The 24,731-nt window shown below is 60.5% G+C and carries 21 protein-coding genes and 3 tRNA genes; 6 read left to right on the top strand and 18 right to left on the bottom strand.

Annotation, left to right across the window (positions count from 1 at the left end):
• Positions 1-263 precede the first annotated feature (263 nt).
• The 8 genes from ACYZTK_RS02735 to ACYZTK_RS02700 form a co-directional block, all read right to left on the bottom strand.
• Positions 264-1,679 (bottom strand): sigma-54 interaction domain-containing protein, encoded by a 1,416-nt coding sequence (locus ACYZTK_RS02735; protein ID WP_462013020.1) that lies wholly within the window; start codon positions 1,677-1,679, stop codon positions 264-266.
• A gap of 133 nt (positions 1,680-1,812) precedes the next feature.
• The gene (locus tag ACYZTK_RS02730; protein WP_462013019.1) at positions 1,813-3,390 is read right to left on the bottom strand and encodes an ABC transporter ATP-binding protein; all 1,578 of its coding nucleotides are present in this window, start codon (positions 3,388-3,390) and stop codon (positions 1,813-1,815) included.
• Between the two features lie 16 nt (positions 3,391-3,406).
• Positions 3,407-4,429 carry an ABC transporter permease gene (locus tag ACYZTK_RS02725; RefSeq protein ID WP_462013018.1) on the bottom strand — a complete coding sequence of 341 codons (1,023 nt, stop codon included), beginning with the start codon at positions 4,427-4,429 and terminating at the stop codon, positions 3,407-3,409.
• The gene (locus ACYZTK_RS02720) at positions 4,429-5,490 is read right to left on the bottom strand and encodes a microcin C ABC transporter permease YejB (RefSeq protein WP_462013017.1); all 1,062 of its coding nucleotides are present in this window, start codon (positions 5,488-5,490) and stop codon (positions 4,429-4,431) included. Before ACYZTK_RS02720 ends, ACYZTK_RS02725 begins: the two co-directional genes overlap by 1 nt.
• Positions 5,490-7,358, bottom strand: a complete 1,869-nt coding sequence (locus ACYZTK_RS02715; protein ID WP_462013016.1) for an extracellular solute-binding protein — start codon at positions 7,356-7,358, stop codon at positions 5,490-5,492. The genes ACYZTK_RS02720 and ACYZTK_RS02715 overlap by 1 nt, the downstream gene beginning before the upstream one ends.
• A 136-nt stretch (positions 7,359-7,494) precedes the next feature.
• Complete coding sequence (locus tag ACYZTK_RS02710) at positions 7,495-7,776, bottom strand: peptidylprolyl isomerase (RefSeq protein ID WP_462013015.1); 282 nt, start codon at positions 7,774-7,776, stop codon at positions 7,495-7,497.
• A gap of 83 nt (positions 7,777-7,859) precedes the next feature.
• Positions 7,860-8,741 carry an esterase/lipase family protein gene (locus ACYZTK_RS02705; protein ID WP_462013014.1) on the bottom strand — a complete coding sequence of 294 codons (882 nt, stop codon included), beginning with the start codon at positions 8,739-8,741 and terminating at the stop codon, positions 7,860-7,862.
• Positions 8,742-9,979: 1,238 nt separating this feature from the next.
• Positions 9,980-11,050, bottom strand: coding sequence for a 3-deoxy-7-phosphoheptulonate synthase (locus tag ACYZTK_RS02700; protein ID WP_462013013.1), 1,071 nt, complete (start codon positions 11,048-11,050; stop codon positions 9,980-9,982).
• 678 nt (positions 11,051-11,728) lie between these two features.
• On the opposite strand from ACYZTK_RS02700, the gene gacA reads away from it, so the two are divergent.
• From gacA to ACYZTK_RS02675, 5 genes are all read left to right on the top strand, one after another.
• Positions 11,729-12,370, top strand: a complete 642-nt coding sequence (gene gacA, locus ACYZTK_RS02695) for a response regulator transcription factor GacA (RefSeq protein WP_462013012.1) — start codon at positions 11,729-11,731, stop codon at positions 12,368-12,370.
• Between the two features lies 1 nt (position 12,371).
• A complete protein-coding gene (gene uvrC, locus ACYZTK_RS02690; RefSeq protein WP_462013011.1) occupies positions 12,372-14,195 on the top strand; it encodes an excinuclease ABC subunit UvrC in 1,824 nt (607 codons plus the stop codon).
• A 32-nt stretch (positions 14,196-14,227) separates the two neighbouring features.
• On the top strand, positions 14,228-14,788 hold the full coding sequence (gene pgsA, locus ACYZTK_RS02685) for a CDP-diacylglycerol--glycerol-3-phosphate 3-phosphatidyltransferase (RefSeq protein ID WP_045058294.1): 561 nt from the start codon (positions 14,228-14,230) through the stop codon (positions 14,786-14,788).
• 63 nt (positions 14,789-14,851) lie between these two features.
• A tRNA-Gly gene (locus ACYZTK_RS02680) sits at positions 14,852-14,927 on the top strand.
• A gap of 47 nt (positions 14,928-14,974) precedes the next feature.
• A tRNA-Cys gene (locus ACYZTK_RS02675) sits at positions 14,975-15,048 on the top strand.
• Between the two features lie 27 nt (positions 15,049-15,075).
• On the opposite strand, the gene ACYZTK_RS02670 is transcribed toward ACYZTK_RS02675, so the two are convergent.
• A complete protein-coding gene (locus tag ACYZTK_RS02670; protein ID WP_462013010.1) occupies positions 15,076-15,210 on the bottom strand; it encodes a hypothetical protein in 135 nt (44 codons plus the stop codon).
• 313 nt (positions 15,211-15,523) lie between these two features.
• On the opposite strand from ACYZTK_RS02670, the gene ACYZTK_RS02665 reads away from it, so the two are divergent.
• Positions 15,524-15,610, top strand: a tRNA-Leu gene (locus tag ACYZTK_RS02665).
• A gap of 61 nt (positions 15,611-15,671) precedes the next feature.
• On the opposite strand, the gene ACYZTK_RS02660 is transcribed toward ACYZTK_RS02665, so the two are convergent.
• The 9 genes from ACYZTK_RS02660 to ACYZTK_RS02620 form a co-directional block, all read right to left on the bottom strand.
• Positions 15,672-16,097 (bottom strand): hypothetical protein, encoded by a 426-nt coding sequence (locus ACYZTK_RS02660; RefSeq protein ID WP_462013009.1) that lies wholly within the window; start codon positions 16,095-16,097, stop codon positions 15,672-15,674.
• Between the two features lie 449 nt (positions 16,098-16,546).
• The gene (locus ACYZTK_RS02655; RefSeq protein WP_462013008.1) at positions 16,547-16,777 is read right to left on the bottom strand and encodes a hypothetical protein; all 231 of its coding nucleotides are present in this window, start codon (positions 16,775-16,777) and stop codon (positions 16,547-16,549) included.
• 112 nt (positions 16,778-16,889) lie between these two features.
• The gene (locus ACYZTK_RS02650; RefSeq protein ID WP_462013007.1) at positions 16,890-17,111 is read right to left on the bottom strand and encodes a hypothetical protein; all 222 of its coding nucleotides are present in this window, start codon (positions 17,109-17,111) and stop codon (positions 16,890-16,892) included.
• Between the two features lie 95 nt (positions 17,112-17,206).
• On the bottom strand, positions 17,207-18,253 hold the full coding sequence (locus ACYZTK_RS02645; RefSeq protein WP_462013006.1) for a DNA topoisomerase IB: 1,047 nt from the start codon (positions 18,251-18,253) through the stop codon (positions 17,207-17,209).
• A 74-nt stretch (positions 18,254-18,327) separates the two neighbouring features.
• Positions 18,328-19,407, bottom strand: a complete 1,080-nt coding sequence (modC, locus tag ACYZTK_RS02640) for a molybdenum ABC transporter ATP-binding protein (protein ID WP_462013005.1) — start codon at positions 19,405-19,407, stop codon at positions 18,328-18,330.
• A gap of 3 nt (positions 19,408-19,410) precedes the next feature.
• Entirely contained in the window at positions 19,411-20,091 is a 681-nt protein-coding gene (gene modB, locus ACYZTK_RS02635; RefSeq protein WP_462013004.1) for a molybdate ABC transporter permease subunit, read from the bottom strand.
• Positions 20,092-20,859, bottom strand: coding sequence for a molybdate ABC transporter substrate-binding protein (modA, locus tag ACYZTK_RS02630; RefSeq protein WP_462013003.1), 768 nt, complete (start codon positions 20,857-20,859; stop codon positions 20,092-20,094).
• Positions 20,860-21,077: 218 nt separating this feature from the next.
• On the bottom strand, positions 21,078-22,139 hold the full coding sequence (locus ACYZTK_RS02625) for an NAD(P)H-dependent flavin oxidoreductase (protein WP_462013002.1): 1,062 nt from the start codon (positions 22,137-22,139) through the stop codon (positions 21,078-21,080).
• Between the two features lie 106 nt (positions 22,140-22,245).
• Positions 22,246-24,693: an autotransporter gene (locus ACYZTK_RS02620; RefSeq protein ID WP_462013001.1), complete on the bottom strand. Its 2,448-nt coding sequence runs from the start codon at positions 24,691-24,693 to the stop codon at positions 22,246-22,248.
• Between the last annotated feature and the right edge of the window lie 38 nt (positions 24,694-24,731).

Raw genomic sequence — 24,731 nt, 5'->3', positions numbered from 1 at the left:
CTAAAGCGATTTCCGTGCCATGGCGGTAACACGTTGAAATATATGAGGATTTTAATTTTTTGAGTGGTTGAGCAAAATTTGTGTCTCTGATTAGAGAAATGCAGTGACTGAGCCGGGGTCATCGCGGGCAAGCCTTGCTCCCACAGAAGCAAGCTTTGCTCCTCCATATGGCGGCAAAACCCATTATTACGAGACCCTCAAATCCTGTGGGAGCGAGGCTTGCCCGCAAGAGGTAGCATCTACCAATAGAGATATATGTCTCTTTAATGAGACTCAATGATTCCCAAAGCCACCATCTTCTTGTACAAGGTGGAGCGCCCCAACCCCAACTGCGCAGCCGCTTCAATCACCTTCCCCCCACACTGCGCAAGGGTCGACTCGATCAGCTGCCGGTCAAAACGCTCCCGCGCCTGGCTGAATGTCTCATGCACCAGCGACTCAATTACCGCCGGCGCTACGCACTGCACCGGCGTAAACGTGCCAATCGCCGCACGGATTTCTGCCGCGTCCAGAATCAGGTCATCACTGAGCAGCGCCGCACGCTCCAGCACATTGCGCAGTTCACGAATGTTCCCCGGCCAGGCGTGTTGCGCCAACAGCGCCAGCGCCTCGTGGTGCAGTTCATGCTGGCTGCGCAGTTCCTCCAGAATCGCTTCGCTCAGGGCCGGCAGATCATCCAGACGATCACGCAAGGGCGGTACATGGATCGGCAGGACGTTGAGGCGGTAGTAAAGGTCGGCACGAAACTCGCCGCGCTTGATCGCCGCTTCGAGGTCGGTGGAAGTCGCCGCGATTACCCGCGCGTCGCTCTGGATCATCTCGTTGGAGCCTACCGGTTCGAATTCCTTTTCCTGTAGCACTCGCAGCAGTTTGCTTTGCAAGGGCAGGGGCATGTCGCCGATCTCATCGAGGAACAGCGTGCCACCCTGGGCCAGTTGCAGCTTGCCTACGCGACCCTTGCGATCCGCGCCAGTGAAAGCACCCGGCGCGGTACCGAAGAACTCGGCTTCCAGCAGCGCCTCCGGGATCGCTGCGGTGTTGATGCTGACAAACGCCTTGTGCGCCCTGGGCGATGCGCCGTGGATCGCCTGGGCGAGCAATTCCTTGCCGGTCCCGGTTTCGCCCAGCAGCAACACCGGTGAGTCGGCGCTGGCACCACGGCGGGCGCGGCGCTTGACTTCAAGGGTCGCGGCGCTGGTACCGATGAAGTGGGCGAAGTTGTATTTGCTCTGGCGTGCACGCAGCAGGGAGCGAGTCGAGGCAAGTTCTTCCTGCATGCTCATGTAGCGCTTGAGCATCGGCGACAGACTGCGTAGCTCGTCGAACAGGGCAAAGCCGATGGCGCCGATCACTTCCCCGGTGTCATCGTGGATCGGCAGGCGCATGACCACCAGCGGTTCCTTGGGGGTGTCCTGCATGTCCAGCAGAATGGGTCGCCCGGTGCGCACCACTTCGCGCAGCAGGCTGCCGGGGATCACGCTTTCGCAGGGCTTGCCGATCGCCACTGCCGCCGACTCCAGGCCAAAGCGCCGGGCGTAGCGTTCGTTCATCCAGACGATGTTGGCATCACGGTCGACGATGACCGTGCCTTCGCTCGATTGCTCGATGATCTCGAACAGTGAGCGGATCGCCAGCAGGCGGACGCGCTGATAGTCCTTGAGGCTTTCGGTGGTGTTCATATACGGGGGCTGATCCTGATTGTGTGTGGCTGTGCTGGCCCCTTCGCGGGCAAGCCCGCTCCCACAGGGATCTCGGTGGTTACACAAATCCCCTGTGGGAGCCGGGCTTGCCCGCGATGGCCGCGACTGGGTCTCAAGGCATGCCAAGCAACGCCGCCGCCAACAACTCCTTGGTATACGGATGCTGCGGCGAATCGAACACCTCATGGCTCGCACCGCGCTCCACTACTTTGCCATCCTTGATCACGATCATATCGTGGGCCAGGGCACGGACCACCGCCAGGTCGTGGCTGATGAACAGGTACGTCAGGCCATGTTTTTCCTGGAGCTGGCGGAGCAGGGCGACCACCTGTTTCTGCACAGTGCGATCCAGCGCCGAAGTCGGTTCGTCGAGCAGGATCAACGCCGGTTTCAACACCAGTGCCCGGGCAATCGCGATACGTTGGCGCTGGCCACCGGAGAATTCATGGGGGTAGCGATCGCGGCTTTGCGGATCGAGGCCGACTTCTTCCAGCGCGCGAATCACTTCGGCCTTGCACTCATCAGCCGTCAACTGGCTGTGCACCTCAAGGCCCTCGCTGATGATCTGCGCCACCGACATCCGGGGGCTGAGGCTGCCGAAGGGGTCCTGGAACACCACCTGCATTTTCTTGCGCCACGGCCGCAGCTGTTTCTGCGTCAGGCCGTCCAGCGCCTGCCCCTGGAAGCGGATGCTGCCTTCGGAATCGAGCAGGCGCAGGATCGCCTGGCCGAGTGTCGATTTGCCGGAACCGGACTCCCCGACGATCCCCAGGGTCTTGCCGCGCTGGATATTCAGGCTGATGCCGTCCACCGCATGCAGCCAGGTCTTGCGCTGGAACAGTCCGCCACCGAGCACGAACTTGACGCTCAGGTCGTCGACTTCCAGCACATTCTCGCGCTCATCCCGGGGCAGTGCTTCGCCTTCCGGCTCGGCGTTCAACAATACGCAGCTGTAGGGGTGTTTGGGCTCGGTGAACAGGGTTTCGCAGGGCGCTTGCTCAACGATCTCCCCGGCCTTCATCACGCACACGCGCTGGGCGATGCTGCGCACCAGATTCAAATCGTGGCTGATCAGCAGCAGCGACATGCCGAGGCGCTGCTGCAGGGATTTGAGCAGCAGCAGGATCTTGCGCTGCACCGTGACGTCCAGCGCCGTGGTGGGTTCGTCGGCGATCAGCAGTTCCGGCTCACAGGCCAGGGCCATGGCAATCATTACCCGTTGCCGCTGTCCGCCGGAGAGCTGGTGGGGGTAGGCCTTGAGCCGCTCCTTGGGCTTTTGAATGCCCACCAGTTGCAGCAGTTCGAGGATGCGCGCCTGGGCGGGCTTGCCAGTGAGGCCCTTGTGCAGTAGCAGGGTTTCGCCGATCTGCTTCTCGATACTGTGCAGCGGGTTGAGCGAAGTCATCGGCTCCTGGAAGATCATCGCGATGCGGTTGCCGCGCAATTCGCGCAGCACCTTGGGGGCTGCGCCGAGCAGTTCCTTGCCGTGATAGCGGATGCTACCGGTGGTCTCGGTGCCGGTCTCGGGCAGCAGTTGCAGAATCGAGTGTGCGGTCACCGATTTGCCGGATCCGGACTCGCCGACCAGGGCCAGGCACTCGCCGGGACGGATGTCCAGGCACAGCTTGCGCACCACGGTCTGCCCGCTGAAGGCAACGCTGAGGTCACGGATTTCGATCAGGTTGCTCATATCAACGGCCCGTTTCTCATGATCGTGGGTCAAAGGCATCGCGCAGGGCTTCACCGATAAACACCAGCAAAGACAGAATCAGCGCGAGGGTGAAAAACGCGGTCAATCCGAGCCAGGGCGCTTGCAGGTTCTGCTTGCCCTGACCGATCAGTTCGCCCAGGGACGCACTGCCGGCGGGCATGCCGAAGCCAAGGAAATCCAGGGCCGTCAGCGTCGAAATCGCCCCGGTCAGAATAAACGGCAAATAACTCAAGGTCGCATTCATGGCGTTGGGCAGGATGTGTCGCACGATCACCTTGCGATCAGTCAGTCCCAGCGCTCGCGCCGCTTTGACGTACTCCAGGTTGCGCCCGCGCAGGAACTCGGCGCGTACCACGTCGACCAGGGCCAGCCAGGAGAACAGCGCCATGATTCCCAGCAGCCACCAGAAATTCGGCTCGACGAAGCCCGAGAGAATGATCAGCAGGTAGAGTACCGGCAGCCCGGACCACACCTCCAGCAGACGCTGCCCGATCAGGTCGACCCAGCCGCCGTAATAGCCCTGCAGGGCGCCGGCGGCGATGCCGATCAGCGCGCTGACGAGAGTCAGCATCAGGGCAAACAGAATCGACACCCGCGCGCCGAAGATCACCCGGGCCAGCACATCGCGCGCCTGGTCGTCGGTGCCCAGCCAGTTCACGCTGGACGGCGGACTCGGGGCGGGTTTGCTCAGGTCGTAGTTGGGCGTGTCGTCGCTGAACGGAATAGGCGGGAACAGCATCCAGCCGCCGTCCTTCTCGATCAGCTTGCGCACATATTCGCTGCGGTAATCGGCCTGGAATGGCAGCTGCCCGCCAAACTCCTGCTCGGTGTGGCGCTTGAAGGCGGGGAAGTACAGGTCGCCCTGGTAGCTGACCACCAGCGGCTTGTCGTTGGCGATCAGTTCGCCACCTAGGGTCAGCAGGAACAGGCCGATGAACAACCACAATGACCACCACCCGCGACGGTTTTTCCTGAAACGCTCGAAGCGGCGGCGCCCCAACGGCGAGAGCTTGAACATCAGGCGTTCCTCGCGGCGAAGTCGATGCGCGGGTCGACCAGGGTGTAGCACAGGTCGCCGAGCAGTTTTATCAGCAGGCCGAACAGGGTGAAGATGAACAGTGAGCCGAACACCACCGGATAGTCTCGCGAGACGGCTGCTTCATAACTCATGCGGCCCAGGCCATCGAGCGAGAAGATCACCTCGATCAGCAGCGAGCCGGCGAAGAACACGCTGATGAAAGCCTGGGGGATCCCCGAGACCACCAGCAGCATGGCGTTGCGAAACACATGGCCGTACAACACCCGACGCTCGCTCATGCCCTTGGCCCGGGCGGTGACGACATACTGGCGGGTGATTTCATTGAGGAAGGAATTCTTGGTGAGGATGGTCAGGGTGGCGAAACCGCCAATCACCAGGGCCGTCACCGGCAGCACCAGGTGCCAGAAGTAGTCGGCGATCTTGCCCACGGTGGACAGCGACTCGAAGTTGTCCGAGACCAGCCCGCGCACCGGGAACCAGTTCAGTGAAGTGCCACCGGCGAACACCACGATCAGGAACATCGCGAACAGGAATGCGGGCATCGCGTAGCCGATGATGATCGCGGTGCTGCTCCAGATGTCGAAATGACTGCCGTGGTGCACCGCCTTGCGAATGCCCAGCGGGATCGACACCAGGTAGGTGATCAGGGTGGCCCAGAGCCCGAGGGAAATGGTCACCGGCATCTTTTCCAGGATCAGGTCGGTGACCGTGGCGCCGCGGAAGAAGCTCTTGCCGAAATCCAGGCGGGCATAACTGGTGAGCATCAGCCACAGGCGCTCATGGGCCGGCTTGTCAAAACCGTACTGTTTTTCGATTTCCTTGATCAGTTGCGGATCAAGCCCGCGACTGGCCCGTGAGCTGGCGGAGGGCGCCTCGCCGGAACCGCCGCCGACACTCGCACCGCCGATGCCTTGCAGGTGGGCGATGGCCTGTTCCACCGGGCCACCGGGTGCGGCCTGGACGATCACGAAGTTGACCAGGAGGATAATCACCAGGGTCGGAATGATCAGCAGCAGACGGCGAAGTGTGTAAGCCCACATCAATGCGGTCCTCCGGGTCTGCCGCGACTGATGCGCTCAGCGGTCATTTGCTGGTTGGTCAGCGGCGTGGTGCTCATTTCCCACCAGCTTTCGATGGCTTCGTCATTGCTCGCCTGTTCGTTGGGCGTACCGAAGCGGTTCCACCACACGGTGGAAGTGCCGGGCGGGTAATAGTTGGGAATCCAGTAGTAATTCCACTGCAGCACCCGGTCCAGCGCATGGGCGTAGCGCAGCATGTCGGCCTGGGTCGAGGCGCGGATCAGGCCGTTGACCAGGCTGTCCACCGCAGGGTTTTTCAGCACCATGTAATTGTTGGCGCCGGGGTCGTTGGCCGAGGCCGAACCGAAATAATTGAGCAGCTCGCCGCCGGGGGAGGTGGTGACCGGGTAGCCGGTGACGATCATGTCGTAGTCGCGGCTCATCAGGCGGTTGACGTATTGGGAGGCGTCGATGCGGCGGATGTTCATGTCAATGCCGATCTGTTTCAGCGTGCGCTTGTACGGCAGCAACAAACGGTCCAGACCGTTCTGGCTGACCAGGAAGGTGAAACTCAGCGGTTTGCCGTCGGCGTTGACCAACTGATCACCCTCCGGTTTCCAGCCCGCCTGCTCAAGCAAGTCCAGGGCCTGCAGCTGTTTGTCGCGAATCACCCCGCTGCCGTCGGTTTTCGGTGCTTCAAATACCTGGGTAAACACCTCGTCGGGGATCTGCCCGCGCAACGGCTCGAGGATCGCCAGCTCCGCAGCATCCGGTAAATGCCGTGCGGCCAGTTGGGTGTTGGAAAAGAAGCTCTGCTGGCGGATGTACAGGTTGCGCATCATCTGCCGGTTGCTCCATTCGAAGTCCCAGAGCATGGCCAGCGCCTGGCGCGTGCGCCGATCCTGGAACATCGGGTTTTGCAGGTTGAACACGAAACCCTGGCTCGGTTGCGGGGCCTGTGTGGCCAGGTGGGCTTTCTGCAAGCGACCGTCGCGCAGGGCCGGGCTGTCGTAACCGATGGAGTAGCCAGTGGCGGAAAACTCGCGGTTGTAATCATAGGCGCCACCGCGCAGCACCTGACGCGCCACGTCGGTATCGCCGAAATACTCGATGCTGAAATGGTCGAAATTGTACAGTCCGCGACTGACCGGCAAGTCCTTGCCCCACCAGTCGGGATTGCGCTCGAAGGTGATGCTGCGCCCGGAGTCGACCTTGCCGACCTTGTAGGGCCCGCTGCCGAGTGGCGCCTCATATCCGCCGCCACCGGCGAAGTCGCGGATCTTCCACCAGTGTTCGGGAAACACCGGCAGGGTCGCGATGTCCAGTGGCAGGGTGCGGTTTTCGTTGCTCTTGAAGTCGAACCGCACCGTCAGCGGTGATTCGATCTCGACCCCTTTGACGTCGGCGAACTGGGTGCGATAGCGCAGGCTGCCCTGGGTCATCAGCAGGTCGTAGGTGTAGCGCACATCTTCGGCGGTGATGGGTGTGCCATCGGCGAAACGGGCTTTGGGATTGAGGTAGAAGCGCAGTGACAAGCCGTCAGCGGAACGCTCCATCTGCTGCGCCACCAGGCCGTAGACCGTGTAGGGCTCGTCCATCGAGCGCTGGGCCAGGGGCGAGTAGAGCAGGCCATCGATCTGGCTGACGCCGATGCCTTTATCGATGTACGGCAGCATGTGGTCGAAGTGACCGATCTCCACCGCCGAACGCCGCAAGGTTCCGCCCTTCGGCGCCTGCGGGTTGGTGTAGGCAAAGTGACTGAAGCCTGCAGTGTACTTCGCCGGTTCGCCGTACACGGTCAACGCATGTTGCGGGGCCGCATTCACACCGGCGGCGCCCAGTAACAGAGCCACGGCAGTGAATAATAAAGTGGGGAAAGCCAGTTGCATTGTCAGCCTTAAAGCCGGGTGGTCGATAAGCGTAATTTGTACGCTAGCGGCGCATCCCTCGCCAGCCGAATTACTCGTCCCAAACACAACGGCCCACCAAAAGGCGGGCCGTTGTGGCGAAAGCTGCGCGGACTGATCAGTCCTGGCGGCTGGTCACTTCCAGCAGGTGGTAGCCAAACTGGGTCTTGACCGGGCCTTGCACCGTGTTGATCGGCGCGCTGAATACCACGGTATCGAACTCCTTGACCATCTGGCCCGGGCCGAACGAACCCAGGTCACCGCCCTGGCGGCTCGAAGGGCAGGTGGAGTTGGCTTTGGCGACTTCGGCGAAGTCTGCGCCGCCTTCAATCTGGGTTTTCAGTTCGTTGCACTTGTCTTCGCTGGCAACCAGGATGTGACGGGCAGTGGCTTTAGGCATGGGAAAATACTCCAATCAATGTTCAGTAAAGTGGTGAGCCTACCGGATTCAGTGGCCCATTTCTTCTCAAAGTTCCATTGTTCCTACAGACCGGCCTTTCGTAGCCGTAGTGCATGCTGCACATACAGGTCAACCGGGTCGAGGCCTTTGCGCACGCGTCCAGCGGTCTGGTTGATGGCGTCCAGGTGATCCATCGGGTAGTCGGAGCGGATCACCTTGCCCAGGTGAGAGCTATATCGACCGACCAGGCCGTCGTTCTGATCGGCCTCTTTGATGAAGTAACGGGAGAACGCCCGGGAAAAGATGTGCAGCGGATCCAGCGCATTGCGCCCTTCATCGATCAGGTTGCCCTGCAGGGTGCCGCTCCAGGAGTAGTAGCGAATGCCATCTACTATTTCGCGACCCATCCCGCCCCAGGTATCCGGCAAGCCCTGGGGGTATTTTTGATTGAAGGTTCCAACGCCTTCAGTGGTCAGGGCGTTCAGCGCTGCGATGGCATTCTGTGGCATTTCGGGCTTGCCACTGAGTACCGAGAGGAAGTCGGCGAACAAGGTGGCGATCGACTCCGCCACCTGCTCGGGCAGACGTCCGGGCGTCAGCGCCTTGCGCAGACAGTCCGCCAGTTCGGAGCCGTGATTGGGGCCGCTGACGGAGGTGACCGACGCGACGACCTCCGGTTTCACGGCTGCGGCATACCGCGAGGCCAGCGCACCTTGGCTGTGCCCGATCAGATTGACTTTTTCCGCGTCGGTACCTTCCAGCACCCGCTCAATCTGCGCCAGGAGCTGCTCGCCCCGCGCCTCGTTGCTGTTGGTGGCGGATAGGTGCGGCACGAAGACCCTGGCACCGGCCTTTATCAGGGCGGGCCGAATATCGTGGAAGAGTTCGAACGGGCCGATTCGATCGAAACCGAATAGCCCGTGGACCAGCAGGATCGGGTAGTGGGTTTGTGCATTCCGTTGCATGGGTTTGTACCTTTTTTTGCGAGTTCCAGGACGTGTTCTGCGTCCCACTCTAATGTACTCCTACTGCGCGAGCTGTCTGAAAAGGCCGCGCGCGGAGGGGGAAAATGGATTGTGCGGGTGAGAAAATTCGCTTGGATTGGACGGTTACCCCATTCCTTCGTAGGAGCTGTCGAGTGCAACGAGGCTGCGATCTTTTGATCTTGCTTGTTTTTCTGTGTATATATCCATTTTTGCGGTAATGGCTTCTATTGGTTCCGCTTTTACAGCGGGTCACTTGGAGAAGCGCCAAGTAACCAAGCGCTTTCTGCCCCACCACTCGGCACCTCGCCTAGGCTCGGTGTGCCCTCACTCCGGCATTGCTCCGCGGGTCGCTGCGATGGGCCGTCCCTGGCCCAGCGCAGCTAAACCGGCATCCTTGCCGGTTTACCCGCTACGCAATGCCTGCGTTCGGCCAGCGTGGTTTTACGGGGCGTCCGCGATCACAAACGGGGCCGTGGCGGCCTTCGGGCCGACCAAGGCATCAAGCCGGCGCGCTGCGCTTGTTTGATCGTGCACCGTCCCTGAATTTGAAATGAGAATCTGTGGGAGGTGATACCTGTTGGAGGTGACACCTTTGGGAGGTGATATCTGTTAGAGGGGGCACCTGTGGGAGCAAAGCTTGCTCGCGAGGGCGGCGTACCAGTCACCACAAATGTTGAATGCCAATCCCTCATCGCGAGCAAGCTTTGCTCCCACAGGGTGTTCCAGTTAAGGATGTGCCACTCGCCGCTAATGCACAGCCGAGCTAGCCGTCAGGTCGGCTCTCAGGCCGCCTCGGCCTGGTTGTTGATCGCGGACGCCCCGTTAACCACGATGGCCGAACGCAGGCATTGTGGAGCGGGTAAACCGGCAAGGATGCCGGTTTAGCCGCGCTGGCCCATGGATGGGCCATCGCGGCGGCCCGCGGAGCAATGCCGGAGTGAGGGCACGCCGAGCATTAGCGAGGTGCCGAGTGGTGGGGCAAGAAGCCCTTGGTTACTTGGGGCTTTTCCAAGTGACCCGCCGTAAGGGCGGAACCAATAGAAGCCGTTACCGCAGTAACGGATATGTACACAGTAAGATCAAAAGATCGCAGCCTCGTTTCACTCGACAGCTCCTACAGAAGGAATGGAGTGACCCGCTGTAAAAGCGGAACCAATAGAAGTCGTAACCGCAGGAATGGGTATGTACTCGTCAGCCGAGACCATCATTCAGAGCAGTCAACGCCGAGCCCTGATCCGCTGCACAGCCTCCCGCAACAACCGCTCAGTCGCGCCCCAACCCAGACACCCATCCGTCACCGACACGCCATAACGCAGGTCCGCACCCAAAGCCTGGCAACCCTCGAACAGATGGCTTTCAATCATCATCCCGATCAGCGAACGATCACCTTGCAAGCGCTGCTCCAGCACATCATTGAACACCGCCGGTTGCCGCAGCGGATCCTTGCCGCTGTTGGCGTGGCTGCAGTCGACCATGATCCGGTTCGCAATCTTCAGGCGGGTCAGGTCACTGTTGACCTGGGCCACGCTGGCACGATCGTAGTTCGGGCCGCGATGTCCGCCGCGTAACACCAGATGGGTGTCCGGGTTGCCCTGGGTCTGGATGATCGCCGGATGGCCCTGGCTGTCGACGCCGAAATGGCGGTGCGGGTGGGCGGCCGAGCGGATTGCGTCACTGGCGACGCCGACGCCGCCATCGGTGCCGTTCTTGAACCCTACGGGCATGCCCAGGCCGCTGGCCATTTCCCGGTGAATCTGCGATTCAGTGGTGCGGGCGCCAATGGCCACCCAGCTGAGCAAATCGTCGAAGTAACCCGCCGCCATCGGTTGCAACAGTTCGGTGGCGATCGGCAAACCGAGGCGGAGCATTTCGCGCATCAGCTCCCGCGACAGCGTCAGGCCGCCGGCCATGTCGTCGCTGCCGTCCAGTTGCGGATCATAGGCCAGGCCTTTCCAGCCAACCGTGGTGCGCGGTTTTTCGACGTAGGCGCGCATCACCAGCAGCATCTCGTCGCTGACCTCGGTGGCCAGGCGTGCAAGCTGGGCGGCGTATTCAAGGGCTGACTGCGGGTCATGAATCGAGCAAGGGCCGACAATCACCAGCAAACGGGAGTCTTCACCGTTGAGGATCGCGCGGACGGCTTCGCGATGGGCGGCGACTTGCTGGGTCAGGGCGTTACTGAGCGGCAATTGCTGCTTGAGTTGCAACGAGCTGGGCAGGCGCAGGGTCAGTGCTTCGTTGGCAGGGCTCAGGGTGGACAGCGGCAAAGCGGAGACGGACGAGTTCATAATCGGGGCTTCCTGGGCGAGTGGCGGGTCGTTCCCGCGCGCTCGGCCCTACTGGGGTGTTCGACAATTAGCCGGATTGGCTGCGTGTGTGTGCTTGCCACCTGTGGGTGACCGATCGGAGGCGGCAGGCTGTCCCGAGCGGAGACTGGTAAATCGCCAGGCGGTAAAAGTGTCGTAACGGTAATAAGTGGCGTAGTTCATTGGGTAATCCTCAAGGTGTCTGGTGTGACGCTAAAAATGTGTGGAGCCGAAAAAACAAAACCCCCGGTCGGGAAGCCGACCGGGGGTTGAGAAATCTCTGGTGGCGACCCGTTTAAAGTGGGCGCCGTGTGGGTATCAGGCGCGCCAGTGGCTAAACCAATACCCAAAATAAAAGCTGGCCGGAGCACAGACGTCATTCACCCGGGCGGCCGCAACCGAGCGCGGGGCGCTGGCGGTACGAAGCTGTGCAGGGGCGTTGAACATGGTCTGTCTCCGGTGGATGCATCGAGCTTACTAGAGGCCGGTGCGCGGATTCAATCAGAAATTGCCATCGGCCGCATATTTCCCTGAAACACGCAGGCGACAAGCCTCGCAGAACGTATTGATACTTTTTAGTTGGCGCTTGGCGCTAGGTCTGGCAGGCGCTTTTTGCTAAGGTGTCCGCCAACCACAAAGACCATTGCGTGAGGTGTCTGCTTGATTAGGGTGCTAGTAGTCGATGACCATGATCTCGTTCGTACAGGCATTACACGAATGCTGGCTGACATCGATGGCCTGCAAGTGGTCGGCCAGGCCGAGTCCGGGGAAGAGTCCCTGCTCAAGGCGCGCGAGTTGAAACCTGATGTGGTCCTGATGGACGTCAAGATGCCCGGTATCGGCGGCCTCGAGGCGACGCGCAAGTTGCTGCGCAGCCATCCCGATATCAAGGTAGTCGCGGTGACCGTGTGCGAAGAAGATCCGTTTCCTACAAGATTGTTGCAGGCGGGGGCGGCGGGTTACCTGACCAAGGGCGCTGGTCTGCCGGAAATGGTCCAGGCCATTCGCCTGGTTTTTGCCGGTCAGCGCTACATCAGCCCGCAGATCGCCCAGCAACTGGCCATCAAGTCGTTCCAGCCCACCAGCGATTCACCGTTCGACGCATTGTCCGAGCGGGAAATCCAGATCGCGCTGATGATTGTCGGTTGCCAGAAAGTGCAGATCATCTCCGATAAATTGTGCCTGTCGCCGAAAACGGTCAACACCTACCGCTACCGCATTTTCGAAAAGCTTTCGATCAGCAGCGATGTCGAGTTGACCCTGTTGGCGGTTCGTCACGGCATGGTCGATGCCAGCGCCTGAAATGACTGAAATCTTTGATCCCAGCGCTTTTCTGTCCACGGTCAGTGGGCGCCCTGGCGTGTACCGCATGTTCGACAGCGATGCGCGCCTGCTCTACGTCGGCAAGGCCAAGAACCTCAAGAGTCGGCTGTCGAGTTACTTTCGCAAGTCCGGGCTCGCGCCCAAGACGGCGGCTCTGGTGGCACGGATCGCCCAGGTCGAAACGACCATCACCGCCAACGAAACCGAAGCCCTGTTGCTCGAGCAGACGCTGATCAAGGAATGGCGTCCGCCCTACAACATCCTGATGCGCGACGATAAGTCCTATCCGTATGTGTTCCTCTCGGATGGTCAATTCCCACGACTGAGCATTCATCGCGGCGCAAAAAAGGCCAAGGGCAAGTACTTCGGTCCTTATCCCAGTGCGGGGGCCATTCGCGAAAGCCTGAGCCTGCTGCAGAAGACTTTTTTCGTTCGCCAGTGTGAAGACAGCTACTACAAGAACCGCACACGCCCGTGCCTGCAATACCAGATCAAGCGCTGCAAGGCGCCCTGTGTCGGGTTGGTCGAGCCCGAGGTGTACGCCCAGGACGTCCGGCACTCGGTGATGTTCCTCGAAGGGCGCAGTAATGCCCTGACCGACGAACTGTCGGCAGGCATGGAAGAAGCAGCGATCAATCTCGAGTTTGAGCGCGCCGCCGAGCTGCGCGACCAGATCTCCCTGCTGCGCCGCGTGCAGGATCAGCAGAGCATGGAAGGCGGCACCGGCGACGTCGATGTGATTGCCGCGTTCGTCAACCCGGGCGGTGCCTGCGTGCACCTGATCAGCGTGCGTGGGGGCCGGGTACTGGGCAGCAAGAATTTCTTCCCGCAGGTGGGCATTGACGAAGACGTCTCAGAGGTAATGGCGGCGTTTCTCGGCCATTACTTCATCAGCAGTCCCGAGCGCGACTTGCCCAGCGAGTTGATCGTCAATGTGGTGCATGAAGATTTCCCGACGCTGATCGCGGCGATTGATGAGCTGCGCGGTCGCGAACTGTCCATCAGCCACAGGGTGCGTGGCACTCGCGCTCGCTGGCAGCAATTGGCAGTCACCAACGCTGAGCTAGCCCTGGGCGCGCGCCTGGCCAACCGGCAACATGTTGCAGCTCGCTTCGATGCCTTGGCCGAAGTGCTGAACCTGGACGAGCCTCCGCAGCGCCTGGAGTGCTACGACATCAGTCACTCCAGCGGTGAAGCGACTGTGGCGTCGTGCGTGGTATTCGGACCTGAGGGGCCGATCAAGTCCGACTACCGCCGCTACAACATCGAAGGCATTACCGGAGGCGATGACTATGCCGCCATGCACCAGGCCCTGACCCGACGCTTCAGCAAGCTCAAGGACGGGGAGGGCAAGCTGCCGGACATCCTGTTGGTAGACGGGGGCAAAGGCCAGTTGTCGATGGCTCGCGACGTGCTCAACGAGCTGGCGGTGCCCGACCTCATACTTTTGGGTGTGGCCAAGGGGGCGACCCGCAAGGCCGGTTTTGAAACCCTGTACCTTAACGATGCTGCCCACGAATTTACCTTGCGCGGCGACTCGCCGGCACTGCACCTGATCCAGCAGATTCGCGACGAGGCCCACCGCTTCGCGATTACCGGTCACCGCGCTCGCCGTGGTAAAACCCGTCGCACCTCTACGCTCGAAGGCGTGGCCGGAGTCGGGCCAACCCGTCGACGGGATCTGTTAAAACATTTTGGTGGATTGCAGGAGCTGTCTCGTGCCAGCATCGAAGAGATAGCCAAAGCACCCGGAATCAGTAAAAAGCTCGCAGAGTTGATTTATGCAAATCTGCACAGCGAGTAGAATGCCACCTCACCTCGTAGCCAGTTGTGCCGATGAATATCCCTAATCTGATTACCGTTCTACGCGTCCTGCTCATCCCGATCTTTATTTTGCTGTTCTATCTGCCGTATCAGTGGAGCTACATGGCCTCCGCCTCGGTCTTCGCCTTTGCCGCCGCGACGGACTGGCTGGACGGGTATCTGGCTCGCCGCCTGGAGCAAAGCACACCGTTCGGGGCTTTCCTCGATCCGGTGGCCGACAAGCTGATGGTTGCCGTGGCCCTGGTGCTGCTGGTGCAGGAACACGGCAACCTGTGGCTCACGCTGCCGGCCGCCGTGATCATTGGACGCGAAATTGTCGTCTCGGCCTTGCGCGAGTGGATGGCCGAGCTTGGCGCCCGTGCGCATGTCGCCGTGTCCAACCTGGGCAAGTGGAAAACCGCCGCGCAAATGCTCGCGTTGGTGATCCTGCTGGCCAATCCATCGGACTTCACCTTCTGGGTGCTGGTGGGCTACGCGCTGCTGCTGATCTCTGCAGGCCTGACTTTGTGGTCGATGGTCCAATACTTGCGGGCTGCCTGGCCGCATCTGAAGACCGAGGTTGAAAAGAAATAAAACTTTTTTGAATCAAGGGGTTGACGGGGCTTCTGGATTCTATAGAATGCGCCACACCAAGACGCGGGAATAGCTCAGTTGGTAGAGCACGACCTTGCCAAGGTCGGGGTCGCGAGTTCGAGTCTCGTTTCCCGCTCCAAGTTTGTACACATTTGATGTTGCGCTACACGACAGCAAATGTTTTGAGGCCGAGTAGCAAAATGGTTATGCAGTGGATTGCAAATCCACCTACGCCGGTTCGATTCCGACCTCGGCCTCCACTATTAAAAAACCCGTAACTCAGTGAGTTACGGGTTTTTTTTGCGCTCGGGAAAGTGCGCTGGAGCACATCCGATATCCACCGCGCTGACTTCCAGCCAACTGGCCGCGCTGCCGCCGTCTTCTTCGGGAATCAGCGCATCGGGCAGACCGAGATCGACCACCACTTGCCACAACTGCGTCGCAGCGTGACCGGCGTCGGAGCGCGCTGTTGCGCTTACAGTTGCTGATGTTTATCGAGCATGCGCTGGCGTCTGTTCCGGCCCCGCAACGGTAATACCCAGTCGACACAATCTGCGTAGATCCATGATTTGTGAAGAGATTTAAGCGGACAACGCGGAAAGAATTAGTCTTGAAAAGGGTGGTCGCGAACTTGCTTCACCGCCTCGGGATGTATATATTCCCACCTCTGCTGCACAAGCGTCGAATTTGCCAAGTTTTTCTTGGCCCATTTTCAGGCTGCTTGACCGCGCTACCGCCCGAATGGCGAAACTGGTAGACGCATGGGACTTAAAATCCCCCGCTCGTAAGGGCGTGCCGGTTCGATTCCGGCTTCGGGCACCATTTATATCAAGGGCTTGCATGAGAATTTTCATGCAGGCCCTTTTTGTTATCACATCTGCAATTACTTGGCTTTCCAGCTGCCCCCGCCGGTTTCGCAGTCAATTTTTGACTGGCGCAAGTTCTCGCCCCCGTAATAAAACGTGCTGACCTGCGCATTGTCAGGAATGTTAATCGACTGGCTGTTCTTGTCCTTGCTGGTCGATTGCGGATTCGCCAGGGTTTCCTGCGTCAACGTCGCCAGGCAGGTGGCCTGGTAGTGGTCGTCACATTTCTCGACCTTCTTCTTGGTGCTGGTCAGCATTTCCCGGCTTTCATTGCTGCACGACCAGTTGATCGCATCTACCGGCATGCCTTCGTATTCGTAACAGATGTGGGATTCGACGACGGGGACGGAAGGGCTTTGGGATCGCGTGGTGACGTCGCATCCCTGAGCCATCGCCAGGCCGGGACTCAGACTGACGAGCAGAAGCATGACTTTGCTGTTCATCGGGATTTCCTCTCCGAAGCGCCCCACAGGTAAATACGGGGCATATCGGATTGGAAAAGCGCTGAATGGGCTGGTTCCATTGGATTGTTTGGCGGGGGGAGTCAGACAGCGTCCATCGCGAGCAAGCTTTGCTCCCACAGGTATTCTGTTTCCACAGGAAATCGACCATGCCAGTTAAAAACTGTTACCTATGTGTGTGAACTGATTTGTGACCCATGTGGGTGAGTCATACCGGCATGAGCGCTTTGGTTACTTTCGCCTGGGCCGGCATTCCGGCTTTTCGAAAGTGACCCGCTGTAAAAGCGGAACCAATAGGAAGCCATTACCGCAGCAACGGATATGCACACCACACAATAGGCAAAAAAATGACCCGCGTGCGGGCGGGCCAAGGGGATTCATCAAAGGAGTGAATCCACTGTAGGGCACCGCTTGTGAAAGGTGCGTGAAAATTACCTGAATCGCGGCAGCGGCCTGTCCACGGGTTTGAGCGACGACAGCGTGTTGCGAATCAGCGGCGTGTCCTTTTCGATGTCATTCAGCCGATCACGGATTCTCAGGGCAGTTGGATGTCCGCCCTGGTGGTCGACCCAATCGGCAATTTCCTTGCACGCAGCGGCCAGGCGAGCCTGGCGGGTATCAAGCAGGGTGAGCAGGGTGGTGATGGACTCTTTTTCGGACATGAAACACCTCCGTTCAAGAAACCTGGCAAATGGCAGCAAAAAGCCCGCCGGGTGCGAGCTATCTGCCGATGGGTACGCCAATCCTTCAGCAAGCAAAGTATAGACCCGTACTTCAACCTTGTCGGGCCGTGACGCGTGACCTGTCATTGAGGCGCTGGCATTCGCGTCGCGCGTCTTCTTCGAGATCAAATCCATCGCCGATAAAGCCACGAGTACGGGTATCGGCTATGCGATACCAGCCCGTGGCGTCCGGTGGTAGATGGCTGACTTCACCGGCTCTGCGTCCGTGGATGATGATTTTGTTACAGCGCTTGACGACGAATATGTCTTCCATGGCTCCACCGCAGCAGATTCTGTTCACATCAACTATAGAAGCCATTTGCAATCGTGCAAAAAATCGGCAGATCAAAGCATCCGACAAACCCCGGGTTACCGCAAGTCGGCGTCCTGCGCGGCCTCGACCATTTTCTCAAGAAACATCGCCAATCCGACTTCTTCAGCTCTTAGGCCTTTACGCGTTCTGGGCCTCGGCAACTGAGCCAAAGTGCCCAGCAGGAAGCCATCGAGCACCGCCGGATGGATGTAGCATTTGCGACACACCGCCGGCGTGTTGCCCAGTTGTTTGGCGACGTTCTTCACCATCTCCACTACATGGCGCTTGGCATCCGACTCCGGCTCCCAGTGCAACTCGCGCAGCACCGACAGAGCCAGGGCACTGCCAGCCCAGGTGCGGTAATCCTTGGCGGTAAAGTCGGCACCGGTCAGGTTGTGCAGGTAGGCGTTGACGTCAGAGGAGCTGACCGTATGGCGCTCGCCATTTTCGTCCAGATACTGAAACAGGTTCTGCCCGGGAAGCTCCAGGCAGCGCTTGATGATGCGCGCCAGACGCCGATCCTTGACCGTGATCTGATGCTCGACGCCGCTCTTGCCGCGGAACTGGAACAGGATCGCGCTGCCGTTGACTTCAACGTGGCGGCTGCGCAGGGTCGTCAAGCCATAGGATTGGTTGTCCCTGGCATATTGAGTGTTGCCGACCCTGATCAGTGTAGCGTCGAGCAAGGTAATCACAGTGGCCATGACCTTGTCGCGACTGAAACCGGGCGCATCCAGCAATGCCTCAAGCTGTTGGCGCAGTTTCGGCAGGGCCATGCCGAAATCCCTCAGGCGCGAGTATTTGTCGGCGTCGCGCACTTCGCGCCAGCGTGCGTGATAACGGTACTGCTTGCGCCCGCGGGCATCGCGCCCGGTGGCTTGCAGATGACCGCGCGGATCAGCGCAGATCCACACGTCGGTGTACGCCGGTGGCACGGCAAGACTGTTGATGCGTTTAACCTCGTCCGGGTCGGTGATGCGCTGACCGCTCGAGTCGAAGTAACAGAATTTGCCGCGCAGTTTCCTGCGGGTAATTCCAGGTTGCGTGTCATCGACATAATGCAGGTCGGGTGGCAGGACAACGGGCAGATCGGTATCGGGCATGGCGGTAATCCTGGCTGGGAATCAGTGGCCGTTACAGCCATTGACCGCGTGCCGGGGCAGTGGTGCCAGCGGATTTACGCCAGCACCGCCACCGCCTTGATCTGTGCCCACAGTTGCTGGCCGGGATGCACGCCCAACTGGTCCCGGGAATAGCGGGTAATGCGCGCCAGCAGCGGCGTGCCGCCAGCCTCCAGGCGAATCAGCACGTGCGCGGCATTGTCCGCAGGCATCTCGCTGACCACCGTAACGGGCAGGCGATTGAGAATGCTGCTGTGCCCAAAGCTGTCCAGGCTCAGGCTGACATCCCGCGCCTGGACCTTGCACCGCAGGGCCTGGCCCTGGATCATTGGCGCGTGGGCCACGCGAATGCTCATGGCGCTGGTGGGCAGTTGCAGGGTCAGCAACTGGTAGTCGGCATCGTAGGCACTGACCTGGCCCTCGATCACCACGCCTGCGTCGTCACCCAGCGCCAGTGGCAGGTCCAGCCGAGCGAGGGTTTCGCCGATCGGGCCGCTGGCCAGTGCCTTGCCTTCGCTGAGCAGGACAATATGATCGGCCAGGCGCGCAACTTCATCCTGGGAGTGGCTGACGTACAGCACCGGGATCTCCAACTCGTCATGCAGGCGCTGTAAATATGGCAGGATTTCATTCTTGCGCTGGCTATCCAGCGCCGCCAGCGGCTCGTCCATCAGCAGCAGCCGGGGACTGGTGAGCAACGCCCGGGCGATGCCGATGCGCTGACGTTCACCGCCCGACAGGTTAAGCGGATGGCGATCGAGCAGATGGCCAATACCGAGCAATTCGGTGGCGTGGGCCATGTCGACCCGGCGCTGGTGGGCCGGGATGCGCTTGAGGCCGAACTGCAGGTTGGCCAGCACCGACAGATGAGGAAACAGGCTTGCTTCCTGGAACACATAGCCCAGGGCGCGTTTGTGGGCCGGGACAAAAATCTTTTTCGCACTGTCCTGCCAGACTTCATCATTGACCTGGATAAAACCCTGTTCGGCCTTCTCCAGCCCGGCGATGCAGCGCAGGCAAGTGGTCTTCCCGGAGCCGGAGTGGCCGTACAGCGCAGTCACTCCTCGACCAGGCAATTGCAGATCGACGTCCAGGGCAAACCCCGGATAGTCCAGTTTCAGGCGCATATGAATCATGGATCAGCTCCAGCCCGCACGGGTTTTGCGGCTGGAGTACAGCGCCAGCAACACAACAAACGAAAACACCAGCATCGCCCCGGCCAGCCAATGGGCCTGAGCGTATTCCATGGCTTCGACGTGGTCGTAGATCTGCACCGAGACCACGCGGGTTTTATCCGGGATGTTGCCACCGATCATCAGCACCACACCGAATTCGCCGACCGTATGGGCGAAGCCGAGTATGGCCGCAGTAATGAAGCCGGGGCGTGCGAGGGGCAGGATTACACTGAAAAAAGTGTCCCAGGGATTGGCGCGCAGCGTTGCCGCCACTTCCAGCGGGCGAGTGCCGATCGCTGAAAAAGCGTTTTGCAGGGGTTGCACCACGAATGGCATCGAGTAGAGCACCGAGCCGATGACCAGGCCTGCAAAACTGAAGGTGAGGGTGCCAAGCCCGAGTGATTGGGTTAACTGGCCAATAAACCCGTGGGGGCCCAACGCCAGTAACAGATAAAAGCCAATTACCGTTGGCGGCAGGACCAGGGGCAGGGCGACGATCGCCCCGACCGGGCCGCGTAGCCATGAGGTGGTACGCGACAGCCATAACGCGATCGGAGTGCCGATCACCAACAGGATCACCGTGGTCAGCGACGCCAGTTTCAGGGTCAGCCAGATGGCAGCAAAATCGGCACTCGTCAGGCTCATTTAGAGTTGGTAACCGTAGGATTTGATGACGGCAGCGGCTTTTGGCCCCTTGAGGTATTCAACCAGCGCCTTGGCGGCTGGATTGTCCTTGCCCTTGTTGAGGATCACTGCGTCCTGCTTGATCGGGTCGTGCATGTCCGCCGGCACGATCCAGGCCGAACCTTTGGTGACTTTGCCGTCCTTGTAGATCTGCGACAGGGCAACGAAACCGAGTTCGGCGTTGCCGGTGGACACGAACTGGTAGGCCTGGGTGATGTTCTGGCCTTCGACGATCTTGGCTTTGACTTTATCGGTCAGGCCCAGTTTGGCCAGGACCTGGGTGGCTGCCAGGCCGTAGGGTGCCGCTTTTGGGTTGGCGATGGAGAGGTGCTGGTAGTGATCGTCGCTCAGGACCTTGCCCTTGCTGTCGACGTAACCTTCCTTGGCCGACCACAGCGCCAGGGTGCCGATGGCGTAGGTGAAGCGTGACCCCTTGACGGTATCACCTTCGGTTTCGAGTTTCTGTGGGGTGCTGTCATCGGCCGACAGCAACACTTCGAACGGCGCGCCATTCTTGATCTGGGTGTAGAACTGACCGGTTGCGCCGTAGGCCGCCACCAGCTTGTGCCCGGTGTCTTTCTCGAAATCGGCTGCGATCGCCTGGATCGGTGCGGTGAAGTTGGCCGCGACGGCGACCTGGACTTCGTCCGCCTGGACCGATCCGAAGACGAGTAGAGAAAGCAGGCTGGCAAGGGCAGTAGGGGCAAAACGTGAGGCGCGAAGGGTCATGAACGGCTCCGTAGTGGGCAAGTGCAGCAAGGGTATAACGCTATGTAGTGAAATATATAGCGTAATGCCTGCAAACGGAACGCGATTGTATACATGATGACAACGGTTATCCCGGTAGGAGCTGCCGAAGGCTGCGATCTTTTGATCTTGATCCTAAACGAAGATCAAAAGATCGCAGTCTTCGCCAGCTCCTACGGGGTTTCGCGGCGGCCTGAAACTTAGCGCACCATCTTGGCCAACCCTTCCTCCGCCAGCCGGCGGGTAAGCTCTGCCGTGCCCATTTCCACCCCAAGCCTGAACGCCTGACCTGCCCAAAGATTACTGAAATCCGCTTCACCTTTGGCCCGCAATGGCATCAACGCTCCCCCAGCGAGCGGAAAAGCCGGTGCCTTGTCACTCATTGGTCCCAACTCGCGCATCACCCGATTGAGAATGCCCCGAGCCGGGCGGCCGGTGAACAGATTGGTCACCGCCGTCTCGCTTTCCCTGGCCGTGCGCAGTGCCTGATGATGAGAGGCGCTGACCTTGGCTTCGGGAGTAAACAGGTACGCCGTGCCCACCTGCACCGCCGAAGCGCCCAGTAGAAAGGCTGCCGCCACACCGCGCGCATCACTGATACCGCCCGCCGCAATCACTGGCACTTTTACCGCGTCGACAATCAGCGGCACGAGGGCGAAGGTGCCCACCTGGCTGCTCAGGTCATCACTGAGGAACATCCCGCGATGACCGCCCGCTTCGTAGCCCATGGCAATGATCGCATCACACCCATGCTGCTCCAGCCAGATGGCCTCTTCGACGGTAGTGGCAGAGGACAGCACCTTCGCGCCAGTCGCCTTGACCCGGTCGAGCAGGGATTTTTCCGGCAGACCGAAGTGAAAACTCACCACCTCCGGGCGCAGTTCTTCGACAACCTCGCAGGTGGCGTTATCGAACGGCGCGCGATTGGACACCGGCGTCGGTGCGTCGAAGTCCACACCCAGTTCGCGGTAGTAGGGCTGCAGCAGGTTCTTCCAGTCCCGGGCTCGTTGCTCATCGGCCTGGGGTGGTTGATGACAGAAGAAGTTCACGTTGATGGGGCGCTGGGTGTGCGCGCGAATGGCCTTGAGTTCTTCGCGCAGCTGATCGGTACTCAACATGGCGGCGGGCATCGAACCCAGGCCGCCGGCGTTACTCGCCGCGATCACCATGGCCGCAGTAGTCGCGCCGGCCATGGGCGCCTGGATGATTGGCAACTCGATGCCAAGCAGGTCGAGAATGCGGGTGTCTGGCCATTGACTCATTTTGGGTGCTCTCCGGCGTCGAAACAGGGCAGGTCGGTCGAGCTGGACTTGTACCAGTAATGCTGGTGGCAAGGCCAGCCTCGGCGCCGGATTTGTGCCGTCGTAATCAGCGCCGATGCAGCCCGCTCCCTCCACCAAACGAGTGATTCATGAACTGCGATGAGTTGTGGAAATTGTTCAGGCGCTGGTTGCCGAGTGAGCGCGCTGCCGAGTCGCGGTCAAGATTTTGCAGTTGGGCGTTGTTGGCCGGATTGACCCGGTTCGCCCCACCGACCATCGACTGCCAGCCACCGTCGGTTTTCTTGTAAACATGGCCATCGTGCCCGGCATACACGTTGTCACCGACCCTGGCGGCACCGCTGTTGCGCCCGTGTATCCCGCCGATCTGGGTGGTGTTGCCAGTGTTGGGGTTGTAAACCGCTGCCCGACCGGCCGTAACCTGATTGCCCGTGCGAGCGTTGCCTGCAGTCACCCGCTGACCGGCGATGGCGCCGCCGTCCGGGCCCACGGCGACACCACTGCGGCCTGCCGCGTAATTGCCGGTATAGACGTTGTGCACCGCGCCCCGTTGGCCTGCGGCCGAGATACCCGTGCGCGAGTTGTAGGAAGAGCCCACCTGACCGGCCCAGCGATTGCCGGTCCAGGCGTTGTAACCGGCACCATAGCGACTTACCGAGGCCCGATCGCCCCATTGTCGGTAGATGTTGCCCGTAGCGCCGGCCCAGCCTCCTGGGCCCCAGGCAACCGCGCCACCGTGATAACCGTAGGCGGCGCCACCCCATGGGATCGGCGCCGGGTACAGGTGTGGGCCCCAGGCATAACCCCAGCCGTAATTGCCCCACCACGGGTACGCGCCCCAGCCCCATCCCATGGCCACCGTACTGCCGCCCCAGCTCCAGCCAAAACCGAAACCGAAGGTCCAGCCGGTCCAGGGGGTGTAGCGAATCGCCACGCCAAAACCGTAGGTCACTGGCGGTCCATACCAGACGCTGCCGACCCAGGGTGTGTAGGGGTAGCCGGTGCCATAGACCACCACGCCGCTGGCCGGATCCACGGTTGAGCCCTGGTAACCCGGGGTGTAGCCCACCACTACGGTATCGCCGCTGGTCTCGTAGATTTTCACGTAGGTAACGTAGTGCAGCGCTGAACTCGGCGGAATCGAGTAAATGACGGCGGGCACCGATGTCGCTACAGACCAGGGGCCCTGGACCGAGGTCGCGGTGAACCAGATGCCGTTCTCCACCGCGTACCAGCTGCTGGCGCTGACCATGATGATGGGAGTTGCCGAATTCACCACGTATTGCAGCGGCGTGTCGTTGATGGCCTTCAGTTTCGGCTCGCCATCAAATTGCGGCGCGGTCATCTTCACCACGCTTTTCTTGATGGCCGAGGTTTGCGGGATAGTAGCGGCGATGGCCGCCTCCCTGGCCTGAGGCGTGCCGGCCACCGATGCCTTGACGTTTTCCTTGGCGCTGTCGTCGGGAATGTTGGCGAAATCGGCGGGCAGTTTGTCGGCGGCGACAAACGTCCACGGACCTTGCATGTCACTGGCGCGAAACCAGCGGCCGGAAATCAGCACGTAGCTGTTCTGATCGCCGATCTCCTTGAAGATATGCCCGGTGGTATTGCTCACATACAGCAACTGGGTACCCTGGATCGGCTGCCACTGCGGGGCGCCGTCAGTGACGATCAGCTCTGTCGGCGAGGTGGCGATATGGATCTGCGGAATCGGCGGCTTGGCCAGGGTCGGTTTTTTGCCCTTTGGATCGCTCTGGCCGACGAGCAGGTCAACCTGACGACTCTGGATCGCGGCTTTTTTGCTTTTCTCCAGGTCGGCGGGACTTGAGGGCAGCGGTGCATACACACCGTTCAGCGCGTCTGCGCTCATCCAGCCGTCGAACACATGCAGGTAGTGCCTGCCTTGATCATCCTTGAGTAGCAGCGGACGGGTGTTGATCACTCGCTGCAGCGAGGTGCCCGTCACGGGTCGGTAGGCCGGCTCGCCATCGATGTAGACCAGCAACGCCGGGACGTCCGAAGTGATGATGGTGGGTGGGGTGTTTTCAAGCGGCGCACTGCCGGATGTCTGTTCGGCGGCAATCACACCGACCGCGGCTTCGAGCTGATCAAGGGAGATGGTCTTCTTGCGCGCCGCCGCATCCTTTTGCAGCGCTGCCATCCAGGTGTCGGCCTGGCTGGCGCTGGCGGGGAAGTCGGCCTTGAGGATCTTGTATTGGTCCAGGGCCACCCAGCGGGTGGCCTTGTCGACGAGCGTGTGGGCGCTGAACTGCACGATGCCGTAGGTAGCTTTCCCATCGGCTCCCGTGGCCTCGACTGCCGCCCGGGCCAGCAGGGTATAGCCGTCCCAACTGTCGAGTTGAGGCTGGTAGATCGTCAGCCTGGTGTTGCCGCTGGTCAGCACCTGGGGCCAGCTCGGGCTGACAGTGGTTTGCTCGGTGGCCGCCTTCGCGGGTTGCGCAGGCGCGGCGTGGGCGGCGCTGAAGGACAGCAGGCTCAGCATCAGCAGGACAGTAAACGAACGCAAACAAGACATGGTCAGCTCCATCGACAAGACAGAGTCATTGTAGGAGC

This window comes from Pseudomonas sp. LB3P31, from assembly GCF_054897945.1.
The sequence above is the reverse complement of the archived record's forward strand: the minus strand, read 5'-3'. Positions and strand labels throughout refer to the sequence as shown.